Source organism: Lysobacter sp. ESA13C, assembly GCF_019970005.1.
Classification (GTDB): domain Bacteria; phylum Pseudomonadota; class Gammaproteobacteria; order Xanthomonadales; family Xanthomonadaceae; genus Lysobacter; species Lysobacter antibioticus_B.
The window spans coordinates 58,709-83,199 of sequence record NZ_JAHXYK010000016.1 but is presented as its reverse complement, the minus strand read 5'-3'; the positions used below and the strand labels follow the sequence as shown (position 1 = coordinate 83,199).

Genomic DNA, 24,491 nt, shown 5'->3' with positions numbered 1-24,491 from the left:
AATGCATTCCGCGATGAAGTTCCGCATCGCGACGGATGGCGGCATATACTAGTTATTAATCAGTATGTTACTGGACGTTCGCAATGTATGTTGTCAGGTCAGGATTGAAGGCATGAGCAAACGCTTCCGGAAGACCGGCCGACCAGCGCCGATCGAACACGGAAACAGGGCAGGGATGCAGGCCGTCGCGGCGTATGCAGATGTGCTTCGTTACACACTATCGCGACCGGTGTCTGGGTTTCATCGGGTGTGTCTTGCGTTGTTGTTGCTCATCCTGCCGCTGTCCGCGGCGGCGCAAATCGCCGAGCACGCCGCGCCCGGCACCGTGTCCACGCCAGGTGCCGCATCGAACTCGACCGCCTACCGCATCGCGCCGGGCGACGAACTCGCGCTCAAGTTCTTCTATGTGCCCGAGCTCAACGAGAACGTGACGGTGCGGCCCGACGGCCGCATCCACCTGCAACTGGTCGGCGAAGTGCCGGCCGCCGAACTCACTCCGGCCGAACTCGCCGTGGCGCTCAAACGGGCCTATGCCGGCAGCCTGCGCCAGCCGGAGGTATCGGTGGAAGTGGAGAAGGGCTTCGCCCGCCAGCAGGTCTTCGTCGGCGGCGAAGTCGGGCGTCCCGGTGCACAGCCGCTGTTGCCGTCGCTGACGGTGATGCGGGCCTTGATCGTCGCCCAGGGCCTGCGCGACACCGCCGCAGCGAACCGCGTGGTGATCCTGCGCCGCGGCGACGACGGCCGCGCCCAAGTGATCCGGGTCGATGTCGCCTCGCAGTCCCGCCAAGGCGCCGACGCCGCCAACGACCCGCTGCTGCAGCCCTTCGACGTGGTGTTGGCGGTGCCCTCGCACGTGTCGCGCCTGAACAAGTGGATCGACCAGTACATCCGCCGGAACCTGCCGGTGAACGTCGGCTTCTCCTACGACCTCAACGACAATCGCTCGGGCTACTGAATGGACAGCGCATCGCAGGACGCCTTCACAGTCCCATCCCATTCGCGACCTTCCTCGGCGTTTTCGCTGCGCGAGTTGCTCGGCACCGCCTTCAGGGACCGGCGCCGGATCGGGCTCGCGTTCGCGATCAGCTTCGCCCTGGTGCTGATCGCCTCCTTGCTGCCGACCACGCGTTACGTCTCCGATGCCAGCCTCCTGGTCCGGCTCGGGCATGAATACGTCTACGTCGCCGACACCTCCGAAGGCAACGGCAGCGGCGGCGCCACGCCGCTGATGTTCGACCGCAGCGAAGCGCTGAGCGCCGAGAACGAAATCCTGGCCAGCCGCGATCTGATCCGCGAAGTGGTCGTGCGGATCGGGATGGGACGCTTGTATCCCTCGATCGCCCAGCAGAAAGACGACGCGCGCCGGCCGAAGCTCGACCAGGCAGTCGAACTGTTCCGCGAGAACCTCGACGCGCAATTGCTCAAGGGCGCGACGGTGATCCAGTTGCGCTTCACCCATCCCGACCCGGCCATCGCCCAGTCGGCGCTGCGTACCCTGGTCGCGACTTATCTCGACCGCCGCCGCGCGATCTTCTCCGACGACCAGGTGCGTTTCCTCGAAGGCCAGGTCGCCGGGGTCGAGCTGCGCTTGAAAGATGCGGAGAAGCGCCTGGCCGAGTTCAAGCAGGCGCACGGCATCGTCAATTACGAGCAGCAGCTCGGCTTGATGGTGCAGCAGGGCAACGACCTGGAAACCCGCCTCAACGAGACCAGCCAGCAGGCCGGCATCGCCAATGCGCGCGCCAAGACCCTCAAGCAGATCGCCAGCAAGACCCCGGCCAACCTGGTCCAGTTCAGCGAAACCCTCGGCGACCCGCAGATCCCGCGCCAGTTGCTCGACCTGCAGTTGAAAGAGCAGGGGCTGAGTTCGCGCTATCTCGACGACAACCCGCTGGTGGTGAATGCGCGCAAGGACGTGTCCAAGGCCGAGTCCTTCATCCAACAGCAACGCCGCACGCCGCCGACCACGGTACGCACCGGGCGCAACCCGGTGCGCGAAGCCGCCGAGCTGGATCTGCTGCGCGCGACCTCGGACGAGTCCGCGCTCGCCGGCAGCCGCAAAGCCTTGCAGGAACGCCTGGACCAGCTCAAACGCCGCGCCGCCGAACTGACCCGCCAGCAATCCGAATTCGCCGGCCTCGCCCGCGAGCAGAAACTGCTCGAAGACAGCTACGCCAACTACGCGCGCAAGCTCGAAAGCGCGCGCATCGCCGAGGCGCGCGACCGGAAACAGCGCACCAGCGTCAGCGTGTTGCAGGCCGCGAGCTGGCCGCTCAAACCCAAGAGCGTGCGCTTGCCGATCCTGGCGATCGGCTTCTTTCTCAGCCTCGGCGTGGCCCTGATCGTCGCCTTCCTGTCGGAAGCGCTGCGTTCGAGCTTCCTTTCGCCGGAGAAGCTGGAACGCAGCTTCGGCCTGCCGGTGCTGGCGACCGTGCCCATGGTGGAACGCGGATGAGCGCGGCGAGCGCGCCGACGCGGCATCGACACCGCCATACGGCCCCGGGACGGGCGTTCCGTCTCGCATGTCTGATGGTCGGGCTGATGATCGCCACGGCGACGAATGCTCAGTCGCTGCAACGCGGTGTCAACCTGAGCCGTTGGCTCGAAGCCAGCGGCGGGCCGCCGGTGACGGCGCAGGAGCTGCGCAAGCTGCACGAGGCCGGCTTCGACCACGTGCGCCTGCCGGTCGATCCGGTCGCGCTGGGTTGGGCGCCGCAGCGCGGGCCCCAGCTGAGCGGACTGGCGCGCTTGCGCAGCGCGGTCGACGCGGCGCTGGAGGCGAGGCTCGACGTGATCGTCGACCTGCATCCTAACGAGCAGACCAAGCAGGCGATCGAAGCCGAGTCGCAGTGGTCGGACGGCTATATCGCGATGTGGCGAACCTTGGCCGGCGAGTTCAAGCGCACGCCGACCAAACGGGTCGTTTTCGAGTTGTTCAACGAACCGGGCTATTACGGCATCGCCGGCGGCTATCTGTGGAGCCGATATCAGCAGCGCCTGGTCGGCGCGGTGCGCGAGGTGTTGCCGGCGCATGCGCTGATCGTCAGCGGCCGCAAGGGCGGCAGCCTGGAAGGCCTGGTCGAACTCGATCCGCTCGACGATCCGAACCTGATCTACAGCTTCCATTACTACCTGCCTTACATCTTCACCCACCAGGGCGCGAGCTGGATGCAAGGCGACCGTTGGACCACCGCCGGACACTGGCGCGGCGTGCGCTATCCGGCGCTGCAGGCGCGGCTCAAGCTGCCGCGCAGCGACGGCAAGGTCGCGGCCGAACGCGCCACCGACGAGCTCGCCGAGTATTTCCGGAGCGGTTGGAACCGCCGGCGCATCGCCGCGCAATGGCGGCCGCTGACGGCCTGGGCGCGCGAGCACGGCGTGCGCGTGCATTGCGGCGAGTTCGGGGTGATCCGCGACGGCGTCGACCCGGCGTCGCGCTATGCCTGGATCGGCGACGTGCGGGCCCTCGCCGAGAGCAACGGCTGGGGCTGGTCGCTGTGGAACTATGCCGACGATTTCGGCATCGCCAGCGGCAGCAACACCGAAGGCCGCGAGCGCGGCGAGCTCGAGGCACCGGCGTTGCGCGCACTGGGACTGGGCAGGCTGGAGCAGGGCCGGTTGGAGCAGGGCCGGCGCGCACGATGAAGGCGTACGACGGCCAAGGAAGCGCCTTCGACCGTGCCAGCTGCGTGTTCCTGGTCCTGAGCCTGCTGGCCTACCTGTGCCTGTCGCCGGCCTTGTTGACGGTGATCGGCATTCCTTACGACGCGCCCTATGGCAGCTTCGTGTTCAAGCTGCATCCCGGCAGCTATCTGCTGACGATCGCGCTGGCCTTGTCGCTGGCCGGGCAGGGCAATCCGCTCGTCGCCTTGCTGCGCCGCCTCGCCGGGCAGCCTCTGCTGGGCCTGTACCTGCTTGCGATGCTGTCGGGCTTCGTCTATTCGCTACTGCGTTACGGCGCATCCGGTTCGGCCTTCTTCATCGACACCTTGATGATGCCGGCGGCGATCGCCCTGATCCTGCTGCGCCTGGACGCTGCGCAACTGCGCGGCCTGTTCCGCCTGATCCTGATCATGGTGACCGCCAATGCCGCGCTCGGCCTGGTCGAAGCCGTCGTGCAACATCACCTGGTGCCGTATACGGTCGCCGGCGGCGTACCGGTCATCGAGGACAAATTCCGCGCCACCGCGTTGCTGGGCCATCCGCTCGAGAACGCGCTGATCACCAGCATCGTCCTGTTGGCCTCGCTCGACCGGCCGATGTCGCCGCTGTGGCGCGCCTCGCTGATTGTGTTCCTGGTGCTGGCCTTGCTCGCCTTCGGCGGACGCACCAGTTTCGTGCTGACCACGCTGGCCTTGCTGGCTTATACCGCTTGGGGTGCGTTGCACGGGCTGCGTGCCGGGCGCTATGGCTATCTGCACATCGTCGGCGCGTCGATCGCGGTGCTGTTGGCCTTGCCGATGGCGATGGCCCTGGTCTGGCGCAGCGGGTTGGGTGCACGCATCTTCGAGGGGCTGTACCTGGACGACAGCGCCACGGTGCGTCTGCGCATCTTCAGCGTCTTCGATCATCTCGACCGCTTCGATGTCTTGTTCGGCATCTCGCCAGCGCAGATCCACGCGGTCTCGGCGCGGGTCGGTCTCAGCGCCAACCTGGAGGCGATCGAGAATTTCTGGCTGTTCATGCTGCTGCAACTGGGCGTGTTCGGTTTCGCCGTGTTCGCGCTCGGCCTGCTCTGCGCGCTCTGGCTGCTGTGGCGACGCGCCGGCAGCGGGGGCCGCTGGACCTTGCTGGTGTTTCTCGTCACCGCCTCGACCACCAACTCGTTGGCCTCCAAGACCAGCGCCCTGACCTTGTTGTTCGCGGTGCTGTGCGGCGTCGCCGGTTATCGCGCGCTCGGCGCACACGCTGCCGCAGCCGAACGCCGCATCGCGCCGCGGCAAGCATTCTCACGTATCGGAGCCCGCGCATGAGCGGCATCGTCAACGCAACGCCGCGCCCGGGCCGGGCCTTGTACTTGATCAATGGCGAGCATTACGCCGGCGCCGAACGCGTGCAGGATCTGCTCGCCCAGCAATTGCCCAGGTTCGGCTGGCAGGTCGATTTCGCCTGCCTAAAGGCCGGCGCCTTCGAACGGGTGCGCGAATCGAGCGGCAGCGCGTTGACGACCGTGCCGATGCGTTCGCGCCTGGATTTCAAGCCGGCCCGCGAGGTGGCGCGGCTGTTGCGCGAGGGCGGCTACGACCTGCTGCATACGCATACCGCGCGCTCGGCGCTGATCGGCCGTTTCGCCGCCCACCGCGCCTCCAAGCCGATGGTGCACCACGTCCACAGCCGCACCGACCGCGACACCGAGAGCGCCGTGCGCAACCGCATCAACAGCGCGATCCAGCACTTCAGCCTGCGGCGCGCCGACCGTTTGATCGCGGTCTCCGACAGCACCCGCGACTATTTGCGCCGGATCGGTTACGAGGACGGTCTGATTCGCACCGTCGCCAACGGCGTGCCGGCGGTCGCCGAGGTGCGCGAGTGGCGGCCGCCGCAGTCGCAATGGGTACTCGGCATGGTCGCCTTGTTCCGCCCGCGCAAGGGCATCGAGGTCTTGATCGAGGCCTTGGCGAGTTTGCGCGCCGCCGGCCGGCCGGTGAGCTTGCGCGCGGTCGGCGGTTTCGAGAGCGAGGCCTACCGGCAGCAGGTGCTGGCGTACGCCAAGGCCCAGGGCGTGGCCGAGCACATCGTCTGGACCGGTTTTACCCGCGACATCGGCGCCGAGCTGGCGCGGATCGATCTGTTCGCCTTGCCGAGCCTGTACGGCGAAGGCCTGCCGATGGTCTTGATCGAAGCGCTCGCGGTCGGGCTGCCGGTGGTCGCCACCGACAACGAAGGCATTCCGGAAGTGTTGGGCAACGGCCGCGCCGGCCTGTTGGTGGAGCCAGGCGATGCCGGCGCTTTCGCCTACGCCGTGGCCACCTTGATCGAGCAACCGCGGCGCGCCCAGGCGATGGCGCGGGTTGGTCTGCAACGCCAGCGCGAACGCTACTCCGACCTGGCGATGGCCCGCGAGGTCGCCGCGATCTATGAAGAATTACGCGCGGAAGGCGCCTTCGCATGACAGACAAACACGACTCCGTCGCGGCGATGCCGCGCATCCGGGCATTGCTCGATCGTCTCGACATCGTCGCCGACTCGCGTCGGCAGCGGCGCTTGATCGACGAACTGCGCCGGCCCAAGCGCACCGCCGTGGTGTCGTTCCTCAACCAGCACGCCTTCAATCTGGCCTGGACCGATCCGGCCTTTTGCGAGGATTTGCTGCGCAGCGAGCTGTTGCTGCGCGACGGGGTCGGCATGGCCGCTTGCCTGCGCCTGCTCGCGCGCGCACCGGGCTTGAACATGAACGGCACCGACCTGATTCCGCAACTGGTCGCGGCCTTTGCCGGCCGACGCGTCGCGGTGGCGGGCACCGACCAGCCGTATCTGGAACGCGCCGTGCAGCGACTGCGCGAGCAGGGCCTGGACGTGGTCTGCTCGATCGACGGCTTCGGCGGCGAGGACCGTTGCGTGGCGACCATCGCCGCCGCGCGTCCGGACCTGGTGATTCTCGGCATGGGCATGCCGCGCCAGGAACGCATCGCCGCGCGCCTGGCCGGCGAACTCGAACAGCCGGCGCTGATCGTCAATGGCGGCGCAATCCTCGATTTCATGGCCGGACGTTTCCCTCGCGCACCGCGATGGCTGCGGCGCATCGGCCTGGAATGGCTGTACCGATTGCTCAAGGAGCCGCGCCGGTTATGGCGTCGCTACGTGCTCGGCGGCGGTCGGTTCCTGTGGCGGGTGCTGCGCCTGGCCTGCGACAGCGGCGACGAGCGCGAAACCTTGGGCGCGGCTGCGCTCGGCGTCGATACCGATGGAAATCCCAGGGAGTGCTCGTCCATGTCCTTCGATGCCGAGCCCTTGTTTGCGCAGCCCCAGCAACGCATGGCCGGCCTGGTGCAGCGCCTCGATGCGCAGATGGCGGGCGGCGGCCGGCGCATCGTGCAATTCATCGCCGCGCGCCCGGGCGAGGGCGTCAGCTCGCTGGCACGGGCCTACGCCGAAGCCTCGGCACGCCTGCGCAAGCGCAAGGTCCTGCTGTTGTCCGACGACCTCGACCGCGAGCGCGCCTGGCCCAGCCTGGTCGAGGAAGCGCTGGATCGCGCCGGCGCTTCGATTACGGCCGCTTACGACGACGATGCGAACGGCGATGTCACCCATGCCCGGCTGTCCAGCGACGCCCGTGGCTATCAGGACAATTACGCGGCGATCGAAGACGCCTCGGTGTGGAGCGGTCTGTGCGAGCGCTTCGACGAGATCGTGGTCGACGCCAAGCCGGCGTTCGGCCTGGTCGCAGCGGCCCGCGCCAGCGGCGTGATCGTGGTGGTCGAAGCCGAGGTCACGCGCGCTTCGGCGATCCGCAAGCTGCTCGACGATCTCGCCGCGGTCAACGCCCAGGTGTTCGGCTCCATCCTCAACAAACATCGCTCTCATCTGCCACGCGCCTTGCATGATCGACTCTGAATCCAGGCCGGCGAGCGAGTCGGCGGGCCGTCCGGTCAATCGGCGCCCGGACCCGCTCGAAGCCGACTCCGCCCAGGCTGCGGCAAGGTTGCGGATCGCGGTGCTGCTGCCGGCGGATCGTCATCGCGCCTGGCAGAAGCTGGCGCGCGCCGCCCTCGGCAGCATTCCCGGCGTGCAGGTCGACGTGCGCCGTGTCCGCGTGGCGGATTCTTATCGGCCCGATTGGAGCCGGCTCGAACGCGCGACCGCGATGCTCGCCGAGACGCCGGCACCGTCGGCGGACCTGCAATCGCCCGGCGATTCGTGCTGGGACGCGGTGATCGACCTGGCCGGCATCGATTCGGCTGCGGGCGATCAATGGCAGGCCTGGCGCGCCGCCAGTCGGCATGGCGTGTGGCAGCCGCTGGATGCGCAGGGCATCCATCTCGCCGCGGCCTGGCCCTGTCACGCGGCGATCAGCGCCGGTCTCGGCGGGGAACTGTTGCTGGTGCGCGACGGCGCCAGCGTGCTCGATGCCGTACGCTTTTTCGCCGACCCGGACTATCCGCGTTCGTTCGAGCGCATCTATGGCGAAGTGGCGACCCTGCTGCGCGGCGCGGTGCAGGAACTGATCGTCGGCGCGGCACTGCCCACGACGGCGGCATTCGCACCGCAGCCTGCGCCGACGCCGTTGCGGCGAGCGGTGCGCGGCTTGCGCGGCAGGGCCTTGGCCTGGCGGCGCCGGCTGGTGGCGCGTTGGCTCAGCGAAAGCTGGATGATCGGGGTGATCGATGCGCCGATCCACGAGCTGATCCAGACGCCGCTGGCCTCGAAGATCCGCTGGCTCGGCCGACGCGGCTCGACCCACTACCGCGCCGATCCTTTCGGCATTCCCGGCGACCGCCACCGTCTGTATTGCGAGGTCTACGACTATCGCGATGGACTCGGCCGCATCGAGGCGATCGAACTCGATCGCGGCGACCGCATCGTCCGGGCCGGGCCGGCGCGGCTGCAGTTGCCGATGCATCTGTCCTATCCGTATCTGTTCGAGCACGACGGCGGCCTGTACGCGATCCCGGAAACCTCGGCGAACCGCCGTTGCGAGCTGTACCGGATCGAGGCCGACGGCGAATGGCGGCCGGTGGCGGTGTTGCTGGACGGTGTCGCCGCCGCCGATGCCAGCTTGTTTCGGCACGAGGGCCTGTTCTGGCTGGCCTATACCGATCTCGGCCTGGGCGCCTTCGACAATCTGTGCCTGAGTTACGCCGAAGACCTGAGCGGGCCGTGGCATCCGCATGCGCTGCATCCGGTCAAGCTCGATCATTGCAGCTCGCGCCCGGCCGGCACGCCGTTCTTGCACCAAGGCGCGCTGTATCGGCCGGCGCAGGACTGCAGCGCGGGCTACGGTGCGGCCATCGCGATCAACCGCATCGAGGTGTGTACGCCGCGGCGCTATCGCGAACAGGTGGTACGCCGTTGCCGTCCCGATCCGCGCGGGCCGAATCCGCATGGCTTGCACACCGTGTCGTCCTGGGGCGAACGCACGCTCGTCGACGGCAAACGTTACGTGTTCAATCTGCACGAGCTCGGCCGCAAGCTGCGCTGCCGCGGTTGGCGCTCGCCGGGCGGAGCCGGCGAATGAGCCCGCACGCTGCCGGCGCCTCGCGCATGCGCACCGCGCTGCTGTATCTGCCCCAGCTCAAGGTCGGCGGCGCCGAGATCTCGCTGCTGCGCCTGGCCCAGGGCCTGCGCACGCGCGGCATGGAGGTGGCCTTCGTCGTCCATCGCGGCGACACCGAGGCGAGGGCGCTGGCCGGCGATATCGAGCTGATCTCGCTCGACGCCGATCGCACCTTGTCGGCGGCGACCCGGCTGGCTCGGCTGTTGCGCCGGCGCCGTCCCGACGTCCTGGTATCCGCCCTGACTCATAGCAATATCGTCGCTGCGGTCGCGGCGCGATGGGCGGACGGGGCGACCCGGGTCGTGCTCACCGAGCACGCGCCGGTGTCGTCGATGCGGCAGCTCGATCCTTCTGCGCGTTATCGCGCGACCCTGCGCCTGATGCCCTGGGCTTATCGCCTCGCCGACGCGGTGGTCGCGGTCTCGCGGGGCGTGCGCGACGACTTCGCGCCGCGCCTGGCCAAGGGCACGCGGGCTCGGCTGGAAGTCATTCCCAACCCGGTGTTGCGTCGCGACTGGAACTCGCTCGCCCATCAGGCGGTCGACGACCCCTGGTTCGGCGTCGATGCCGCCCCGCTGGTGCTGTCGGTCGGGCGCCTGAGCCCGGAGAAGAATTTCGCCGGCCTGATCCGCGCCTTCGCCGGCGTGCGCATGCCGATGCAGACACGCCTGGCGATCATCGGCGAAGGACCGGAGCGGTCGGCCTTGCAGGCCTTGATCGACGAACTCGGGCTGGGCCAGCGGGTGCGCCTGCTCGGCCAGCGCGCCAATCCCTATGCCTATATGCGGCAGGCGCGCGTGTTCGTGCTGGCTTCGTTGTTCGAAGGTTTCGGCAACGTATTGATCGAGGCGATGGCTTGCGGCACGCCGGTGATCAGCAGCGACTGCCCGGTCGGCCCGCGCGAGATTCTTGGCGACGGCCGCTATGGCGCCCTGGTCGCGGTCGGCGACGTTTCGGCGATGACCGCGGCCATCGAAAGCCGCTTGCAACGCCCGGGCGATCAGGCCGAAGCGACGCGGCGGGCCCTGGAGTTCACCGTCGAACGCAGCGTCGAGGAATACCTCGCCTTGTTCGCGCGGATCGCCCCGACCGGTTCGGCTTAAGACGCAGCCTTGCGCCCGGCGCGGGCGCGCGTCCAGGCATCGCGCGCTTGCGCCAGCCCGCGGTGCAGGCGCGGATGCGCGTGCGACCATTGCCTGAGGCGATGGCGAAGCCCGATCCACAGGGTATGCGGACGGCCCTTCCATGACAGCGGCACGGCCAGATCGAACAAGTCCAGTTGCTCGGGCATGAAGCCTTTCTTGTAGGCGTAGTCGCCGATGGTGAAATCGAAACGGCGCACGCCCTGCGCATGCAGGGCGGCCATGGTGCGTTCGATGATCAGGCGCCCGGGCGAGCAACTGCGCCATTCGCCGGCGGCGCTGCCGATGCGGATCATCGCGTACTCGCCGCCGCGACGCAGGCCGAGCAGGGCGGCCACGACTTCGTCGCCGGCCATCAGCGCGGTCAGCACCACCTCGCCGCAAGCGAGGCCGTCGTCGACCAGCTTGCGGTAGAAGTCGCGATAGCCGGGCTCATCGAGGATATAGGCCCAGCCCTTGCCGGAGATCGCGCTGCGTTGCTGTTGTTCCAATGCGTCCATGACCCGCTGCGCCTGGACGGCGTCGGACACTTGCTCGAAACGTGCCTCCGGATGACGGGTGAACACCCGCCAGGAGCGTTCCAGTTCCTTGCGATGGGTTTTCTCGCGGCTGAAGCGCCAGGCGTCGAAGTCGTCGCCGACCGTGGCCGGGTTGCCGAACAAGGCCGATGCGCGCACGCCGGGCAGATGCAGCAACGGGTTGGCGCGCGCGCCGACGGTTTCGGGCATTTTCTCGATCGCCAGCAGATCGGCGTGCGGCAAGGCCTTGCGCAGGGCGGCGAACATCGCGCGGACTTGCGACGCATCGTCGGGGCAAGCGGGCATCAGCAGCGGTGCGGCATAGTCGCTGACGCCGAGATCGGCGAGCCCGATCCGCTGCAGGCCGCCGCGATGTTCGGCGACCAGGGGCAGGGCCATCAGCACGCATCCGTCGCGGCGCCGCGCGATGCTCGCCAGCAAGGGCTTGCGCCCGGTCTGCGCACCGAGGGTGGCGTACCAGGCCGACAGCCAAGGCTCGCTCTGGAACACGGTGGTCGAGGCGCCGTCGTCGATCCATTCGCGCCAGCGCTGTAGGGCGGTCGCCACATCGGTCTCGATCGTCGCGACATAGTCTTGCCTCGCTCGACCGATCGCCTGCGCACTCGCCGTCACCGTGCCGGCTCCGCCAGATCGACGATGCGGCCGGGCACTTCGGCATCGAGCCGGAAATCGACCGGCCGCGCCGTACGCCGCAAGGCATCCAGGCGCCCGCTGCGGCGCCACGCCGCCTGCAGTGCGGCCTTGGCATAAAACGAAGGCCCGCTGAGTTTGCGCGTATGCGGCGTGTAGCCCAGATGCCGGCGCAGGATGGCGTTGGCGAGGTTGATCATGTGATTGCGGCGGATCTCCTCGGTCCAGTACTCCAGGGTCATGGAGATGTTGAGGCAGTCGTGGTTCTCGATCCGGTGCGGCGAGTTGAGCGGCCAGAACAGGCCTTGCCCGGGTTCCAGGTCGAACACCGCGGCTTGCGCGTCGAAGGCCGGGTCGTAGTGCAGGCCGACTTCGAGCTGGCTCAGGGCGATGTTTTCCAGGCCTTCTGCACTCAGGAACGGCAGGCGCGGCGGATAGACGTAGATGCGTTTGCGGCCGTGCAACTGCAACAGGCCCTGGCCGGGCAGGTCGGCGTGGTAATACACCTGCGCGCCGGGCGAGGACACCAGCAAGCCCATGCGGTGGTCGTAACTCGACAGCGGCGGCGCCAGCGTGCCGGCTTCGCCGAATAGGCCTATCAGCACTTCGAGGCAGTGCGGTTCCAGGTCCTGGCCGTTGCGCAGGTTCAGCCACAGGCGGCCGCGTTCGATCGCTTCCAGTACGCGCTCGCCGTCGAGCCCGCCGAACTCGCCTTCGCGCCAGACCCGCTTGCCGTTCGCGCCTTGTTCGCCCATGTGCACGATCGAGTAATGACGGCGCGGATAACGCTCGATGGTGCGGGCGATGGCCTCGCGGCTGAAACGCGGGTCGAGGTGCAGGCGGTGCTCGAACAGCAGCGGCGCGGCTTGCCATTGCGCCGGCGACTGCGGGCCGAGATTGCTCAAGGGATGCGTGGTGGGTTCGAGCATGACGGCGTTCCGCTAAGGGGAGTTGGGACGAAGCGCGCTGCGCAACTGGCCGAGCTGACCGCGATAGGTCAGCGCGAGCGCTGCGGCATACACCGTCGCACCGAGTGCGACGGTGGCGATGAGTTCGGTCCAGCCGGCGAGCGGCGGCAAGGCCGACAGGCTTGCGGCCATGACTGCGCTCGCCAGCGCGATGCGGGCCAGGTGAGCGATGGGCATCGGCATGCCGAGTTTGCGCACGGCGATGACGAACGAGACCAGCGCGCCGACGCTCACCGCGGCGAGCGCGCCAGCGGCGGCGCCGACCAGGCCCATCGTGCGCAGGCCGATGGCGGCGGCGGCGAGGAACAGGGCGGTTTCGAGTACGTCGATCGCCAGCGTCCAAGCTGTCTTCTGCGCGAGCAGGAAGGGCTGGTTGGCGAAGTGGCTGCGCAGGTTCTTGATCAGCCCGGCCAGGGTCGCGAGCGGCAGGATGCTCAAGGTGGTCGCGATGTACGGCGCCGAGACCGCGGCACGCGACAGCGGCTCGACGAGCAGGATCAGGCCGGCTGCGGTCGGCACCAGCACCGAGCAGAGCAGGGCGCCGTTAAGGGCGACCTGTTCCAGCGCCCGATGCTTCTCGCCCTGGGCTTCCAGGCGCAAGGCGATCGGGAACGCGGCGGCGGTGACCAGCATCGCCGCGAACGCGCAGGCGCGTTGTCCCAATGTCCAGCCGACCGAGAACAGGCCGACCGCTGCGAGGCCCATGCCGTGCTCGACAACGAAGCGAATGCCGTTGCCGGGCACCCACGCGAGCACGCCGCTGATCGCCAGCGGCAGACCGTAGAGGCAGATGCGGCGCCAGGTGGTCCGGTCCGGCTTGCGCAGTTGCAGGCGCATGCGCAGGCGCGACACCGCGTACAGCAAGGACAGGCTTTGCGCGATCGCGTAAGAGGCCAGCACTTCGAGCGGGCCGATCTGAGCCGGGCCTTTCGCCGCCAGGCTGGCCCAGATCCAGCCGATCGCCAGGCCGGCGACCGGGCCGACGCTCTGCAAAGCGGTGTAGACGCCGATGGCGTCGGCGACCTTGGCGCGCTCGGCCAGGTGCGTGCAGTAGGAGCGAGTCAAGGTGAACACGAACAACGTCGTCCACAGGGCCGGCGACGGCCAATCGTGCGAGACATAACGCAACAGGATCAGCAGGACCGCCGCCTGCAGCACGCCGTTGGCGAAGAACACCCAACTCTCGATCACGTCCATGCGTTCGCGCAGAAGCGCATCGGCGCCAGGCAGGAAACGCAGCAGGAAATACGACCAGAAAGCCAGGAACAGCAGATACACCGCTTCCTGCATCGCCAGGGCCAGGGTGAACAGGCCGAACTCGTTCGGATCGAGCCAATGCGTCCACAACACGATCGCCGCCAACTGCGCGAGCGGGCCGAGCAGTTGTGCGGGCAGGTACAGCAGGGTCTGGCGAATCAGCACGACGCGTCCTTGCAGGCTGCAACTACACGAGCCGCGCGCTGGAATCGCGCGAGCTTGGAAGCCGGCCGATTCGATTCCTTATCCGACCAGTTCATTCATAAATATGAAGATAATTAAGTGATTTGCATCACAGTTTTAGTCCGACGCATACTCCCACGGCATGCTCGGAGCCACAAGGGCAGGCCAGGAAAAACCTTCAGTTTCCAGAGGCTTTCGTGACTCATCCCCCAGGCGTCGCACCGGTTCCGTTCACTGCTCCCTCACACGATTCCTGTCACGTCCTGGTCTGCGGCGGCGCCGGTTATATCGGTGCGCACGCGGCTTACGCGCTCGCTCATCAAGGTTTCGAAGTCAGCGTGCTCGATAACCTCAGCACCGGTCATCGCGAGGCCTTGCGTTGGGGCCGCTGGATCACCGCCGACTTGCTCAAACCCGAAACGCTGGATGCCGCGTTCGAGCGTCCGGTCGATGCGGTGATGCATTTCGCCGCGCGCTCGCTGGTCGGCGAATCGGTCGCCGCGCCGTACGACTACTACCGGCACAACGTGGTAGGCAGCCTCAATCTGTTGCAGGCCATGCAGCGTCATGGCGTCGGTCGCCTGGTGTTTTCCTCGACAGCCGCGGTCTATGGCGAGCCGGACTCGGTATCGATCGACGAGGCGCATCGGACCGACCCGATCAATCCTTACGGCGCCAGCAAGCTCATGGTCGAGCGCATGCTCGCCGACGCCGCGCAGGCCTACGGCTTGCGTTCGGTGTCGCTGCGTTACTTCAACGCCGCCGGCGCCGCGGCCCATGCCGGCATCGGCGAATCGCATTATCCGGAAACCCATCTGATCCCGAACGTGTTGCGCGCGGCCCTCGGCGAAGCGCAGGCGCTGCAGGTGTTCGGCGACGACTACGACACCGTCGACGGTACCTGCGTGCGCGACTACATCCACGTGATCGACCTCGCCGACGCGCACATCCGCGCCTTGCGTTGGCTCGACAGCACGCCGGGCGCGCATCGTTTCAATCTCGGCAACGGCCAGGGCTTCAGCGTGCTGCAGGTGATACGCGCGGCCGAGGCCATCGCCGGCCGCCGCATCCCTTACTCGCTGGCGCCCCGCAGAGCCGGCGACCCGCCGGTGCTGGTCGCGGCCAGCGATGCGGCGAGATCGCTACTGGGTTGGGCCCCGCGTTATACCCGCCTGGAAGACATCATCGACAGCGCGTGGCAATGGCATAGCGCGCCGGCGTTCTGAGCGGCGTGCTGCGGCGCGGGCGCTACAAACCTCTGGCGCATCGCGTGTGAACATCGATTCATTCGCCCGGCCGGTCGCCTAGTACCATCGTGGCATGGTTCGTAACCGGTCGCAGCGCATGTCCCAACACCCGTTCCGGTCCGGAGCCCTGGCGTTCGCCTTGATCGCCACAGGCTCGCTCGCTCATGCGGCGCAGGCGCCGGCTGATTACATCTATACCAGCGCCGGCGATTTCGCCGAACACCAGCATTACCTCGCGCGTGCGGATATCGAGGGCGTGCAGATCGTCTATAACTGGAAACAGTTGGAACGAGGGCAGGGCGAGTACGACTTCAGCCGCATCGACGCCGACCTGAAACAGGTCGAGCGCTTGCACAAGAAACTGTTCATCCAGATCCAGGATCGCTTCTTCGAGCCGGGCGCCAGAAACATCCCGGCCTATCTGTTGACCGATCCCGCTTTCGGTGGCGGCCTCGTGGCCCAGATCGACAACCCCGGCGAGAACAAGCCGCCGGCTTCGGGTTGGGCGACGCAGCAATGGAACCCGGAGGTCAGGGCCCGCTTCCAGAAGCTCCTGCAAGCCCTGGCCGCCCGCTACGACGGCCGTATCCAGGGCATCAATCTGCCTGAAACCGCGATCGACATCGACTACAAACGCGACAAGACCAGCTTCACCTGCGACAAATATTTCGCTGCGGAGATGGAGAACCTCGCCGCGGCGCGGCATGCGTTCAAGCAATCGCATGTGGTTCAGTACGTCAACTTCTGGCCCTGTGAGTGGAACAACGACCACGACTACATGGGCCGCTTGTTCGAGTACGCGGCCAAGCACGGCGTGGGTCTCGGTGGGCCGGACATCGTCCCCTACAAGAAAGGACAGATGAAGAACGCCTATCCGTTCTTTCATCGTTATCGGGAGCAACTGTCCTTGGTCGCGATGGCGGTCCAGGAGCCGACCCTGACTTACAACAACGATAAAACCGGCAAGCCGTTCACCCGCGAGGAGTTCAGCGCTTTTGCCCAGGACTATCTCGGCGCGGACATCATTTTCTGGACGGTGTCGGCGCCGTGGCTGAATCCCTGATACGCCCGGGGCACGATCGCCGCTTCATCGCTTGACGCGGGGCAAGGCGCGGTCGATCCGCCCGATCAGCTCGGTTCGGGCCAGACGACATTGCCGAAGTTGAACGCCGACACGTCTTTCAAGGCGACACGGCAGAACACGCCGCGGTCCGACGGAAACGCCTGCGGCGCACCGGGCGTGTAGTAGATCGCATCCTTCAGATGCAGATACAGCGGCGGCCCCGGTCGGACCGTGCCTTCTTCGTTGGAGGCTCTCGCGGCCAGGCCTTCGACCGCTTCGTGGATGCGCGCGGTGATCGGGTGATGCTGGGCGTAGCGCTTGAAGCTGACGATCGTGCCCGAGATCAGCACCCCGGCCACCAGCAAGGTCACCTGGACCTCGGGCGCTCCGTCCTGGGTCGCGGTGTCGGCGACCACTTCGAGCACGATGTCGCGCGTTCCGAAATCCTCGATCAAGGAATTGCCCGTGCTGTTGTCCTGGGTCATGCCGTTGTCCTCTTAGCCGAGTGTCGCGCCGGTCGGGCGCACGGATTCGCCGCGCTCGTCGCGGCCGCCAAGAAGGGGTACGCAATTGGTCGGCGCGAACGGCCAGAACCGAGGCGTTTCGGCCCCGTCTAGTTGCGCCGGCGAGCTCGATGCCGGCGGTTCCCGCCAGCGGCCGGTTCGCGCCGAACCGTGCACTCGATGTTGCAGGCTCGATTCCGCTAGCGGGTTTCCTTACGCCACGCCTGCCAAGCCCTCGAGCCTCGATGCAGCGTTCCACCGCGAACCCTTCTGCTTTCGCGGGGCGCGTGCGATAACCGCTCGATCTTCCATCGTTCCGGAGCCCTGCATGCCCGCCATCGCCACCGTCCATGCCGCCAGCGACGGCGCGCCGTATCAGGTCCGTTTCAGCGACGACCTCGACCACCGCTGGCTCGCCGACGAACCCGCCGAACAGGGCGGCGCCGACAGTGGCCCGTCGCCGGAGCGTTTGTTGTTGTCCAGCCTCGGCGCCTGCACCGCGATCACCTTGCGCATGTATGCCGCGCGCAAGCAGTGGCCGCTGAGCGCGGTCGAAGTGGAACTGAGCTTCAACCCCGACGGCAAGCCGGCCGAGGGCACCGATATCCGCCGCCGCATTGCGTTGAGCGGCGAACTCAGCGACGAGCAGCGCGAACGCCTGCTGCAGGTCGCCAATGCCTGCCCGATCCACAAAGTCCTGTCGGGCGAAGTGCGGATCGCGACGGCGTTGGCGGCGCCGGCGGCCTGAGGCGAAGCAGGGCGCCGGGCTTGCAATCCGCATGCCTGGCGAGAGAAAGCCGCGCCGGAACCCCGGCGCGGCGCTTGCGATCAGGACTTGAGGAAGTCCAGCAGGTCCTGGTTGAGTTTTTCCTTGTGGGTGTCGGTCAAACCGTGCGGAGCGCCGGGATAGACCACCAGCTTGCTGTTCTTGACCAGCTTGGCCGAGGCGCGCGCCGCCGCGTCGATCGGCACGACCTGGTCGTCGTCGCCGTGCAGGATCAGGGTGGGCACGTCGAACTTCTTCAGGTCTTCGGTGAAGTCGGTTTCCGAGAACGCCTTGATGCTGTCGAAGGTGTTCTTGTGGCCGCCCTGCATGCCCTGGACCCAGAACGAATCGATCATGCCCTGCGACTTCTTCGCGCCGGGACGATTGAAGCCGAAGAACGGGCCGCCGGCGAGGTCCTGGTACAACTGCGAGCGGTCGGCGATGGAGCCGGCGCGCAGGCCGTCGAACACGTCCTTCGGCAGGCCGCCGGGGTTGGCGTCGGTCTTGAGCATCAGCGGCGGCACCGCCGAGATCAAACCGGCCTTCTTGACCCGCTTGGTGCCGTGGCGGCCGATGTAGCGCGCGACTTCGCCGCCGCCGGTGGAAAAGCCGAACAGCGTCGCGCCCTGGAGGTCGAGATGCTCGAGCAATTGCGCCAGATCGTCGGCGTAGTGGTCCATGTCGTTGCCGTCCCAGGGCTGGCTGGAGCGGCCGTGGCCGCGGCGGTCGTGGGCGATGGTGCGGTAGCCGTGCTCGGCCAGGAACAGCATCTGCGCTTCCCAACTGTCGGCGCTGAGCGGCCAGCCGTGACTGAAGACCACCGGCTCGCCGTCGCGCGGGCCCCAGTCCTTGTAATAGATCTGCACGCCGTCTTTAGTGGTGAAAGTGCCCATGGTGTCGCTCCTGTGCGGTGGGGAAGAAGGGAGTGTGGTCGATGCGGGCGACACCGGCGTTGACCGGTGTCGCAGGGAGTCGTTTTGAACGCGTAGCGTCAACTGCGAAAGCCGAGATCAGGGCGCGGTGTCGACAAGGACCAACTCGGCGTCGTCGATGGCGACGACGCGGATCGCGCCTTCGTTGCGGATCGCCGCGCCGTCGCGAGCCTGCAGGCGCACGCCGTTGACCTCGACACTGCCCTTGGCCGGCACCAGATAACCATAGCGGTCGTCGGCGAAAACGTATTCGGCCGATTCGCCGGCCGCGAGGGTCAGGCCGAGCACGCGCGCATCGGCACGGATCGGCAAGGTGTCTTCGTCGCCGTCGATGCCGCTGGCCAGGGTGACGAAGTGGCCGGCGCGGTCGCCCTTGGGGAAGGGCTTGCTGCCCCAGGTCGGCGCGCCGCCGCGCTGATCGGGAATGATCCAGATCTGGAAGATGCGGGTGGTGTCGGATTCGAGGTTGTATTCGGCGTGCTGGATGCCGGTGCCGGCGCTCATCACCTGGACGTCGCCGGCTTCGGTGCGGCCGCGGTTGCCGAGATTGTCCTGGTGGGTGATCGCACCGTCGCGGACGTAGGTGATGATCTCCATGTCGGCGTGCGAATGCGGCGGGAAGCCGGTGTTGGCCTGGATGGTGTCGTCGTTCCAGACCCGCAGCGCGCCCCAGCCCATGCGCTCGGGGTCGCGGTAGCCGGAGAACGAGAAGTGATGCTTGGCGTCGAGCCAGCCGTGGTCGGCGCCGCCGAGGCTGTCGTAGGGGCGAAGTTCGATCATGTCCGTGTCCTCGTGGATGAGTGCCGTGTGGCTTGAGGAGAACGATAGGCCGATGCGATCAGGTTTAGAATGGAACCAATAGAAAGTCATTCTTTCCAAAATTGATATGGACGCCCGCCATGCAGAAACTGCCCGACCTGGAAGCCTGGGCGATCTTCGCCAAGGTTGCCGAAACCGGCTCGTTCGCACGTACGGCCGCCGAGTTCGGCCTGTCGCAGGCGACCGTGTCCAAGGCGATCACCCGCCTGGAGACGCGGCTGAAGACGGTGTTGTTCCATCGCACCTCGCGCAAGATGTCGCTGACCGAGAGCGGCCGCGGCGCGCTCGAACGCGCTAGCCGCATCCTCGCCGAGGGCGAAGCGGTCGAGGCCGAGATCACCGCCCAGGCCGCGAGCCCGCGCGGGCAGGTGCGCATCGCCGCGCCGATGTCGTTCGGCATCGCTCACCTGTCGCCGCTGCTGCCTGAGTTCATGGCGCGCTATCCCGACATCGCCCTGGAGATCGTGTTCGACGACGGCGTCACCGACCTCATCGGCGGCGGCTACGACCTGGCCCTGCGGATTTCGACCCTGGCCGATTCGAGCCTGCTGGCGCGGCGTTTGTGCGGCGTGCGCATCCTGTTGGTGGGGTCGCCGGCCTATCTGGAACGACGCGGACGGCCGAAGCATCCGCGGCAACTGGCCGATCACGACGCGCTGTTCTACACCTATTCGCGTTTCGGCAACGCCTGGCGTTTCAGCCACAAGCGTCACGGCGATTTCTCGATCAGCGTGGCCACGCCGTTGCGGGTCAACAATGCCGAAGCCTTGAATCCGGCCTTGCTCGCCGGGCAGGGTCTGGCGCTGCAACCCGAGTTCCTGGTCTGGCGCGAACTGCGCAACGGCAAGCTCGAAGTGGTGATGCCGGAATGGGCGCCGCCGCCGATCGCCCTGCACGTGGTCACGCCGCCGGGCCGCATCCGCCCGGCCCGCGTGCAGGTGCTGATCGATTACCTGGTGCGCAAGTTCGAGAAGGCGCCGTGGGCCGACCCGCAGGAACGCTAGGACTCGGCTGGCGTCGACGGGGGAGCGGGCGCCGACAGGCGGTGCAGGCTTCAGCTGGCAGGTGTGGCACCGTCGGTCGAAGCAGGTATCGATACACAGATGGGGTCGCCGGTGATTTCGGGCCGATATGCCAGGCCTCCACGGGCGTTCGGGCCGGCGACGGGCTTCGATCGAAACCGGGGAGGCGGACGGGAGCAAGGCAAGGACGACCGTCCATCCGCGATGACCGGTCGTTTACTCCGTGTGTCTTTGCGCAAAAAGCACACCGAATGAAGTAAATCGACTAAAGAAAGGCACTTCGTGATTGAGAGGGGTGCAAAACTGGGATATAAGTCACAGAAATGCCCGTGACCGGGACGCCTGGGCAAGTCACCAATCGAGAGTCGCTGCGCCCCTGGGGGCTCCGTGGCAGCGCTGTCCTGAAGCGCACGTATCGAGCTGCACGGTTGTTGCTCGACGCTGACTCACTGATTGGCCTGTGCAACGAGGGGGTGCCGTTTGTTCAACCATCGTCGTCGATGCCTGTCCGCCAGTACGCGCGGCCGGCGCCTGTTTGCCTGTCCAGTGGCCTTGGCATTGCTGCCGCTGTTGGCGTTTCCGGCGACTGCGCAGATCCAGCGCAGCTTCATCAATCTCGGCTTCGAAGAGCCCATCCTGGTGCCCGCGGGCTGCTCCACCCAGACCATCGATTCGCGGGTGACCGGCTGGACGACCACCCATCCGGTCGGTACCGGCGGGGGCGGCTGCACCAGCCCTCCGAGCGGCGAGACCGGCCCGCTGATCGAACTGTGGAGCAACGGCTTCCTCGGGGTGCCGTCGCGCGCCGGCAGTAACCTCGCCGAGCTCAATGCGCAAACGGCCTCACGCCTGTTTCAGCGCGTGTGCCTGGTTACCGGAGAGCAGGTGCGGTGGCAGTTGAGCCACCGGGCCAGAGACCCTGGCGGCACCGGCCTCGACGTGATGGCGTTCAACATCGATTCGACGGTCAACCAGATCGGCCGCTTCGCGACCAACACCACCGGTGCCGGCACCGTGCAGGCCTGCGGCGGCGGGCTGATCGGCACCGCAAGCTGCGCTGCGCCGACGACGACCAATACCTGGGCCGACTACACCGGCACCTTCACCTGGACCGGTACGTCCGCGATCCACGATTTCGGCTTCGAAGCCATCAGCACCTCCACCGGCAACAACAGCGTCGGCAATCTGCTCGATGAGATCCAGATCTTCCTGACCCCGTACCTGGAGTTCAAAACCGCGACCAACTCGGGATCGGAATCCGTCACCACCGGCAGCGGCCCGGTCGTTGCGGTGTCCGGTACCATCGCCGCGCCTGTGAACGTGATCATCCAAGTCACGGCAGCCAGCACCGCGACGCTCGGCAGCGACTACACCACGCCGTCGGGCACCAACACCTTCACCATGACGATCCCGGCCGGCAACTACGACGGCAACGTCGGCAGCCAGTTCCCGACCGGCATCGTCATCGTCAACGACACCGTCGTCGAGAACAACGAATTCATCACGATGAGTGTGCAGCCGAATCCCGCGGTCTACACCATCGCCAGCACGTCCACCTGCGGCCCGCCGTTCGTGCAGACCTCGACCTATACCATCCTCGACAACGACGTCGACACGCGCACCACCAAGACCGTCGGCAACGCCAGCCCCGCAGCCGGCGGCAGCACGGTGTTCACCGTGACCTACCAGAACAACACCGCGCGTCCGACCGTGGGCACGGGCAGCGATCTCGCTGCGCACGACGCGCAAGTGTCGATTGCCGATGCGTTGCCGGCCGGTTTCACCGCGTTCTCGTGGACCTGCGCTGCCAGCGGCACGCCCACGCCGGTGTGTCCGGCTGCCAGCGGCACCGGCGCTATCGCGGCGACCGCGACCTTGCCGGCCGGTAATGCGGCCGCGGGCGGCACTTTGACCTACACGATCACCGGCACGCTCGACCCGGCGCAGTGCGCGGCGACCACCAACACCAGCACGGTCGCGGTGGTCGCGCCGATCCAGGAAGCCACCAGCGCGCAGGCCTTGTTCGTCACGCCCGCGCCAGGCGGCACCGCCAACAACACCGCGACGGCGGTGGTGGACCCGGGTTGCCTGACCCTGAGCAAGACCACCAGCCCGGCCGCGGCAGCGACATTCGGTTTCGCCCTGACCAATACCGCGCTGACCGCCGCGACGGTGAGCACGCCGGCATCGGGCACGGCGCAAGTCGACGGCAATGCTGCCGCGGGCATCCAACCGTTCGGCATCGTCGCGCCGGCCACGGCGATCACGATCCAGGAGAACGCGTTGCCGGCGATCTATCAGCTCGCCAGCGCGACCTGCAGCAACGGCATCGCCAACGTCGGCAGCTTGAGCGGCACCACCTTCACCATTCCCTCCGCCGACGTGGTGGCCGGCACCGATTTCACCTGCAGCTTCACCAACGTGCGCAAGACCGCGTCGGTGGCGCTGGCCAAGACTTGGGGCGGCGCGGTCGTCAACGACAGTGCCAGCCTCAGCGCCACCGGCGGCATCGTGAACCCGACGCTGACGTCGGTCGCCAACAGCGCGAACGAGACCGACACCGGTACGGCGGTCGTGGTCGATACCGGCACTGTATTCACCTTGTCCGAGATACTGGGTGCCGGCAACGTCGGCCTGTACAACCCGAGCGCCTGGGCCTGCACCGGCACCAGTGGCTTGTCGGGCAACACGCTGACCGTCGGCGACAACGACACCGCGATCGTCTGCACCATCACCAATACCCGCCGGCAAGCGGACCTGCGGATCACCAAGACCAATACGCCAGGCGTGAACGGCGATGTCGACCAGGTCGGCGATACGGTGACGCGAGGAGCGCCGACGACCTATACCGTGGTCGTAACCAACGTAGGCCCGGATCCGGTGGTGGGAGCACTCGTCAGCGACGCGGCGGGGCCGGGTATCGTTTGTCCGGCCGGTAATGCAGTCACTTGCAGCGGACCACCGGGCGCGTGCCCGGCAGGGCCGTTGACCTTCGGCATGCTGTCGGCTGGGGTGACGCTCGGCACCTTGTCCGCGGCGCCCGGCAGCAACCAAGTCACTTTTGTCTTCCAGTGCAACGTTCCCTAGCCGCCGGCGCGGCCTGCGCGACCCGGCCCGTGCCGGGTCGCCGGGTTGGCGTCACGAGATCTCGCCGGCTAACTGAAGTGCATGCACGCAGGTCTTTCGCGATGGGTTCGTATCCGAGTTGAAGCGCGAGTGGTGGCGCTATTGGCGGAATGAGGCCTCCGCCGCTCAGGCACGTTCGGCTTTCAGCGAACCCGATGCCTCCGCCCGCGCACGCCGTGCCGACAGCAGCATCTGCACAGCGGCGTACAGCGTCACCGCCAGCACCAGCCAACGCAGCCATTCCAACGGCAGCGACTTGACCAGGAAGGCCGCGATCAAGACCCCGGGAATGCCGCCCAAAGTCAGACCGAAGGCCGCGCGCAGGTCGTAGCGGCCGCTGCGCACGAAGGCCGCGCCGCCGACCGGCATCAGGAACGCGCAGGCGCCCATCATGATCGGGAACGCCGCGAGCGGGTTCATGCCGAGCAGGCTGACCAGGATCAGGCACGGCGCGTACAGCCCGATGCCGAGCATCATCAATGCGCCGAGCACGAAGCTGGCGGCAATGGCGAAGGCGAGCGTCGCGCCGTGCAGGCCCAAGGCGTCGCCGCCGCCCGGCAGCCATTGCAGGTTGGTGGCAAGGAACAACAGCGCCGAGACCAACAACGCGATGCCCATGCCGATCTGGATCGCGCGTTTCGGCAGCCGCGCCACCACCCGCACGCCGGCCCAGGCGCCGGCGACCGCGGCGGCGATCATCCCGGCCAGAGTGACGAAGTCGACGCTGACCACGGCGATGAAGATCAGCGCCTGGGCGATGGTCGGCAGCGCGTGGCCGACGTTCAAGGTGCCTGGAATGCGATCGTCGGCGACCCGGCCACGCAACTTGAAGATCGCAGTGGTGGTGGCGAAAGAACCGATGCCCAGGGTGTCGAAGAAGTTGGCGACGAAGCCGGTCAGCCCATCGCCTGGACTGGCCCACGGCGACACACCCGCGTCCGCATCGCGATCCCGTTGGCGGCGGGCGCGCTCCAGCGCGTACCAGCGCCAGGCATAGGCCAGCGCCAACAAGGCCAGGGCCGACCAGAGCAGGGCGACCTCGAGGTTCGGGCGATTCACGACAGTGCCTCAAGCGGCGAG

The 24,491-nt window shown here is 67.2% G+C and carries 20 protein-coding genes; 13 read left to right on the top strand and 7 right to left on the bottom strand.

Annotated features, from left to right (window positions below):
* The first annotated feature begins 259 nt into the window (after positions 1-259).
* The 8 genes from LC490_RS23630 to LC490_RS23595 all read left to right on the top strand — a co-directional run bounded on the left by LC490_RS23630 (position 260) and on the right by LC490_RS23595 (position 10,317).
* Positions 260-955 (top strand): polysaccharide biosynthesis/export family protein, encoded by a 696-nt coding sequence (locus tag LC490_RS23630; RefSeq protein ID WP_223621830.1) that lies wholly within the window; start codon positions 260-262, stop codon positions 953-955.
* Positions 956-2,455 (top strand): hypothetical protein, encoded by a 1,500-nt coding sequence (locus tag LC490_RS23625; protein ID WP_223621829.1) that lies wholly within the window; start codon positions 956-958, stop codon positions 2,453-2,455.
* Positions 2,456-2,529: 74 nt separating this feature from the next.
* Positions 2,530-3,645: a glycoside hydrolase family 5 protein gene (locus LC490_RS23620; protein WP_223621828.1), complete on the top strand. Its 1,116-nt coding sequence runs from the start codon at positions 2,530-2,532 to the stop codon at positions 3,643-3,645.
* Positions 3,642-4,973, top strand: coding sequence for a VpsF family polysaccharide biosynthesis protein (locus LC490_RS23615; protein ID WP_223621827.1), 1,332 nt, complete (start codon positions 3,642-3,644; stop codon positions 4,971-4,973). The genes LC490_RS23620 and LC490_RS23615 overlap by 4 nt, the downstream gene beginning before the upstream one ends.
* Positions 4,970-6,112, top strand: a complete 1,143-nt coding sequence (locus LC490_RS23610) for a glycosyltransferase (protein ID WP_223621826.1) — start codon at positions 4,970-4,972, stop codon at positions 6,110-6,112. The genes LC490_RS23615 and LC490_RS23610 overlap by 4 nt, the downstream gene beginning before the upstream one ends.
* Positions 6,109-7,554, top strand: a complete 1,446-nt coding sequence (locus LC490_RS23605; RefSeq protein WP_223621825.1) for a WecB/TagA/CpsF family glycosyltransferase — start codon at positions 6,109-6,111, stop codon at positions 7,552-7,554. Before LC490_RS23610 ends, LC490_RS23605 begins: the two co-directional genes overlap by 4 nt.
* Positions 7,541-9,175, top strand: a complete 1,635-nt coding sequence (locus LC490_RS23600) for a hypothetical protein (RefSeq protein ID WP_223621824.1) — start codon at positions 7,541-7,543, stop codon at positions 9,173-9,175. Before LC490_RS23605 ends, LC490_RS23600 begins: the two co-directional genes overlap by 14 nt.
* Positions 9,172-10,317: a glycosyltransferase gene (locus LC490_RS23595; protein ID WP_223621823.1), complete on the top strand. Its 1,146-nt coding sequence runs from the start codon at positions 9,172-9,174 to the stop codon at positions 10,315-10,317. Before LC490_RS23600 ends, LC490_RS23595 begins: the two co-directional genes overlap by 4 nt.
* Here the strand turns inward: LC490_RS23595 and LC490_RS23590 are convergent.
* From LC490_RS23590 to LC490_RS23580, 3 genes are all read right to left on the bottom strand, one after another.
* Positions 10,314-11,441 (bottom strand): GNAT family N-acetyltransferase, encoded by a 1,128-nt coding sequence (locus tag LC490_RS23590; RefSeq protein ID WP_223621822.1) that lies wholly within the window; start codon positions 11,439-11,441, stop codon positions 10,314-10,316. The genes LC490_RS23595 and LC490_RS23590 overlap by 4 nt on opposite strands.
* A 62-nt stretch (positions 11,442-11,503) precedes the next feature.
* Positions 11,504-12,454, bottom strand: a complete 951-nt coding sequence (locus LC490_RS23585; RefSeq protein ID WP_223621821.1) for a cupin domain-containing protein — start codon at positions 12,452-12,454, stop codon at positions 11,504-11,506.
* A gap of 12 nt (positions 12,455-12,466) precedes the next feature.
* Positions 12,467-13,915, bottom strand: coding sequence for an oligosaccharide flippase family protein (locus tag LC490_RS23580; protein WP_031370153.1), 1,449 nt, complete (start codon positions 13,913-13,915; stop codon positions 12,467-12,469).
* A 215-nt stretch (positions 13,916-14,130) separates the two neighbouring features.
* Here LC490_RS23580 and galE point away from each other — a divergent pair, with 215 nt between their 5' ends.
* Both galE and LC490_RS23570 read left to right on the top strand, forming a co-directional pair.
* The gene (gene galE / locus LC490_RS23575) at positions 14,131-15,159 is read left to right on the top strand and encodes a UDP-glucose 4-epimerase GalE (protein WP_223621820.1); all 1,029 of its coding nucleotides are present in this window, start codon (positions 14,131-14,133) and stop codon (positions 15,157-15,159) included.
* Between the two features lie 118 nt (positions 15,160-15,277).
* Positions 15,278-16,243: a hypothetical protein gene (locus LC490_RS23570; protein ID WP_031370151.1), complete on the top strand. Its 966-nt coding sequence runs from the start codon at positions 15,278-15,280 to the stop codon at positions 16,241-16,243.
* Positions 16,244-16,308: 65 nt separating this feature from the next.
* Here the strand turns inward: LC490_RS23570 and LC490_RS23565 are convergent, their stop codons facing one another.
* Positions 16,309-16,728, bottom strand: a complete 420-nt coding sequence (locus LC490_RS23565) for a hypothetical protein (RefSeq protein ID WP_223621819.1) — start codon at positions 16,726-16,728, stop codon at positions 16,309-16,311.
* A gap of 346 nt (positions 16,729-17,074) precedes the next feature.
* Here LC490_RS23565 and LC490_RS23560 point away from each other — a divergent pair, with 346 nt between their 5' ends.
* Positions 17,075-17,494, top strand: a complete 420-nt coding sequence (locus LC490_RS23560; protein ID WP_223621818.1) for an OsmC family protein — start codon at positions 17,075-17,077, stop codon at positions 17,492-17,494.
* Between the two features lie 80 nt (positions 17,495-17,574).
* Here the strand turns inward: LC490_RS23560 and LC490_RS23555 are convergent, their stop codons facing one another.
* Together LC490_RS23555 and LC490_RS23550 are read right to left on the bottom strand one after the other, a co-directional pair.
* On the bottom strand, positions 17,575-18,405 hold the full coding sequence (locus tag LC490_RS23555) for an alpha/beta hydrolase (RefSeq protein WP_031370147.1): 831 nt from the start codon (positions 18,403-18,405) through the stop codon (positions 17,575-17,577).
* 117 nt (positions 18,406-18,522) lie between these two features.
* Complete coding sequence (locus LC490_RS23550) at positions 18,523-19,224, bottom strand: pirin family protein (RefSeq protein ID WP_031370146.1); 702 nt, start codon at positions 19,222-19,224, stop codon at positions 18,523-18,525.
* Between the two features lie 119 nt (positions 19,225-19,343).
* Between LC490_RS23550 and LC490_RS23545 the strand changes: the two genes are divergently transcribed.
* Positions 19,344-20,267: a LysR family transcriptional regulator gene (locus LC490_RS23545; RefSeq protein WP_031370145.1), complete on the top strand. Its 924-nt coding sequence runs from the start codon at positions 19,344-19,346 to the stop codon at positions 20,265-20,267.
* A 570-nt stretch (positions 20,268-20,837) separates the two neighbouring features.
* Positions 20,838-23,372, top strand: coding sequence for a DUF11 domain-containing protein (locus LC490_RS23540; RefSeq protein WP_223621817.1), 2,535 nt, complete (start codon positions 20,838-20,840; stop codon positions 23,370-23,372).
* A 165-nt stretch (positions 23,373-23,537) separates the two neighbouring features.
* On the opposite strand, the gene LC490_RS23535 is transcribed toward LC490_RS23540, so the two are convergent.
* Positions 23,538-24,470: a sulfite exporter TauE/SafE family protein gene (locus LC490_RS23535; RefSeq protein ID WP_223621816.1), complete on the bottom strand. Its 933-nt coding sequence runs from the start codon at positions 24,468-24,470 to the stop codon at positions 23,538-23,540.
* Positions 24,471-24,491 lie beyond the last annotated feature (21 nt).

Bases quoted from the DNA above. Each gene is read 5' to 3' on its own strand.
- LC490_RS23625 (WP_223621829.1), top strand. From the start codon at position 956: ATGGACAGCGCATCGCAGGACGCCTTCACAGTCCCATCCCATTCGCGA.
- LC490_RS23620 (WP_223621828.1), top strand. From the start codon at position 2,530: ATGGTCGGGCTGATGATCGCCACGGCGACGAATGCTCAGTCGCTGCAA.
- LC490_RS23615 (WP_223621827.1), top strand. From the start codon at position 3,642: ATGAAGGCGTACGACGGCCAAGGAAGCGCCTTCGACCGTGCCAGCTGC.
- LC490_RS23610 (WP_223621826.1), top strand. From the start codon at position 4,970: ATGAGCGGCATCGTCAACGCAACGCCGCGCCCGGGCCGGGCCTTGTAC.
- LC490_RS23605 (WP_223621825.1), top strand. From the start codon at position 6,109: ATGACAGACAAACACGACTCCGTCGCGGCGATGCCGCGCATCCGGGCA.
- LC490_RS23600 (WP_223621824.1), top strand. From the start codon at position 7,541: ATGATCGACTCTGAATCCAGGCCGGCGAGCGAGTCGGCGGGCCGTCCG.
- LC490_RS23595 (WP_223621823.1), top strand. From the start codon at position 9,172: ATGAGCCCGCACGCTGCCGGCGCCTCGCGCATGCGCACCGCGCTGCTG.
- LC490_RS23585 (WP_223621821.1), bottom strand. From the start codon at position 12,454: ATGCTCGAACCCACCACGCATCCCTTGAGCAATCTCGGCCCGCAGTCG.
- LC490_RS23570 (WP_031370151.1), top strand. From the start codon at position 15,278: ATGTCCCAACACCCGTTCCGGTCCGGAGCCCTGGCGTTCGCCTTGATC.
- LC490_RS23565 (WP_223621819.1), bottom strand. From the start codon at position 16,728: ATGACCCAGGACAACAGCACGGGCAATTCCTTGATCGAGGATTTCGGA.
- LC490_RS23560 (WP_223621818.1), top strand. From the start codon at position 17,075: ATGCCCGCCATCGCCACCGTCCATGCCGCCAGCGACGGCGCGCCGTAT.
- LC490_RS23555 (WP_031370147.1), bottom strand. From the start codon at position 18,405: ATGGGCACTTTCACCACTAAAGACGGCGTGCAGATCTATTACAAGGAC.
- LC490_RS23550 (WP_031370146.1), bottom strand. From the start codon at position 19,224: ATGATCGAACTTCGCCCCTACGACAGCCTCGGCGGCGCCGACCACGGC.
- LC490_RS23545 (WP_031370145.1), top strand. From the start codon at position 19,344: ATGCAGAAACTGCCCGACCTGGAAGCCTGGGCGATCTTCGCCAAGGTT.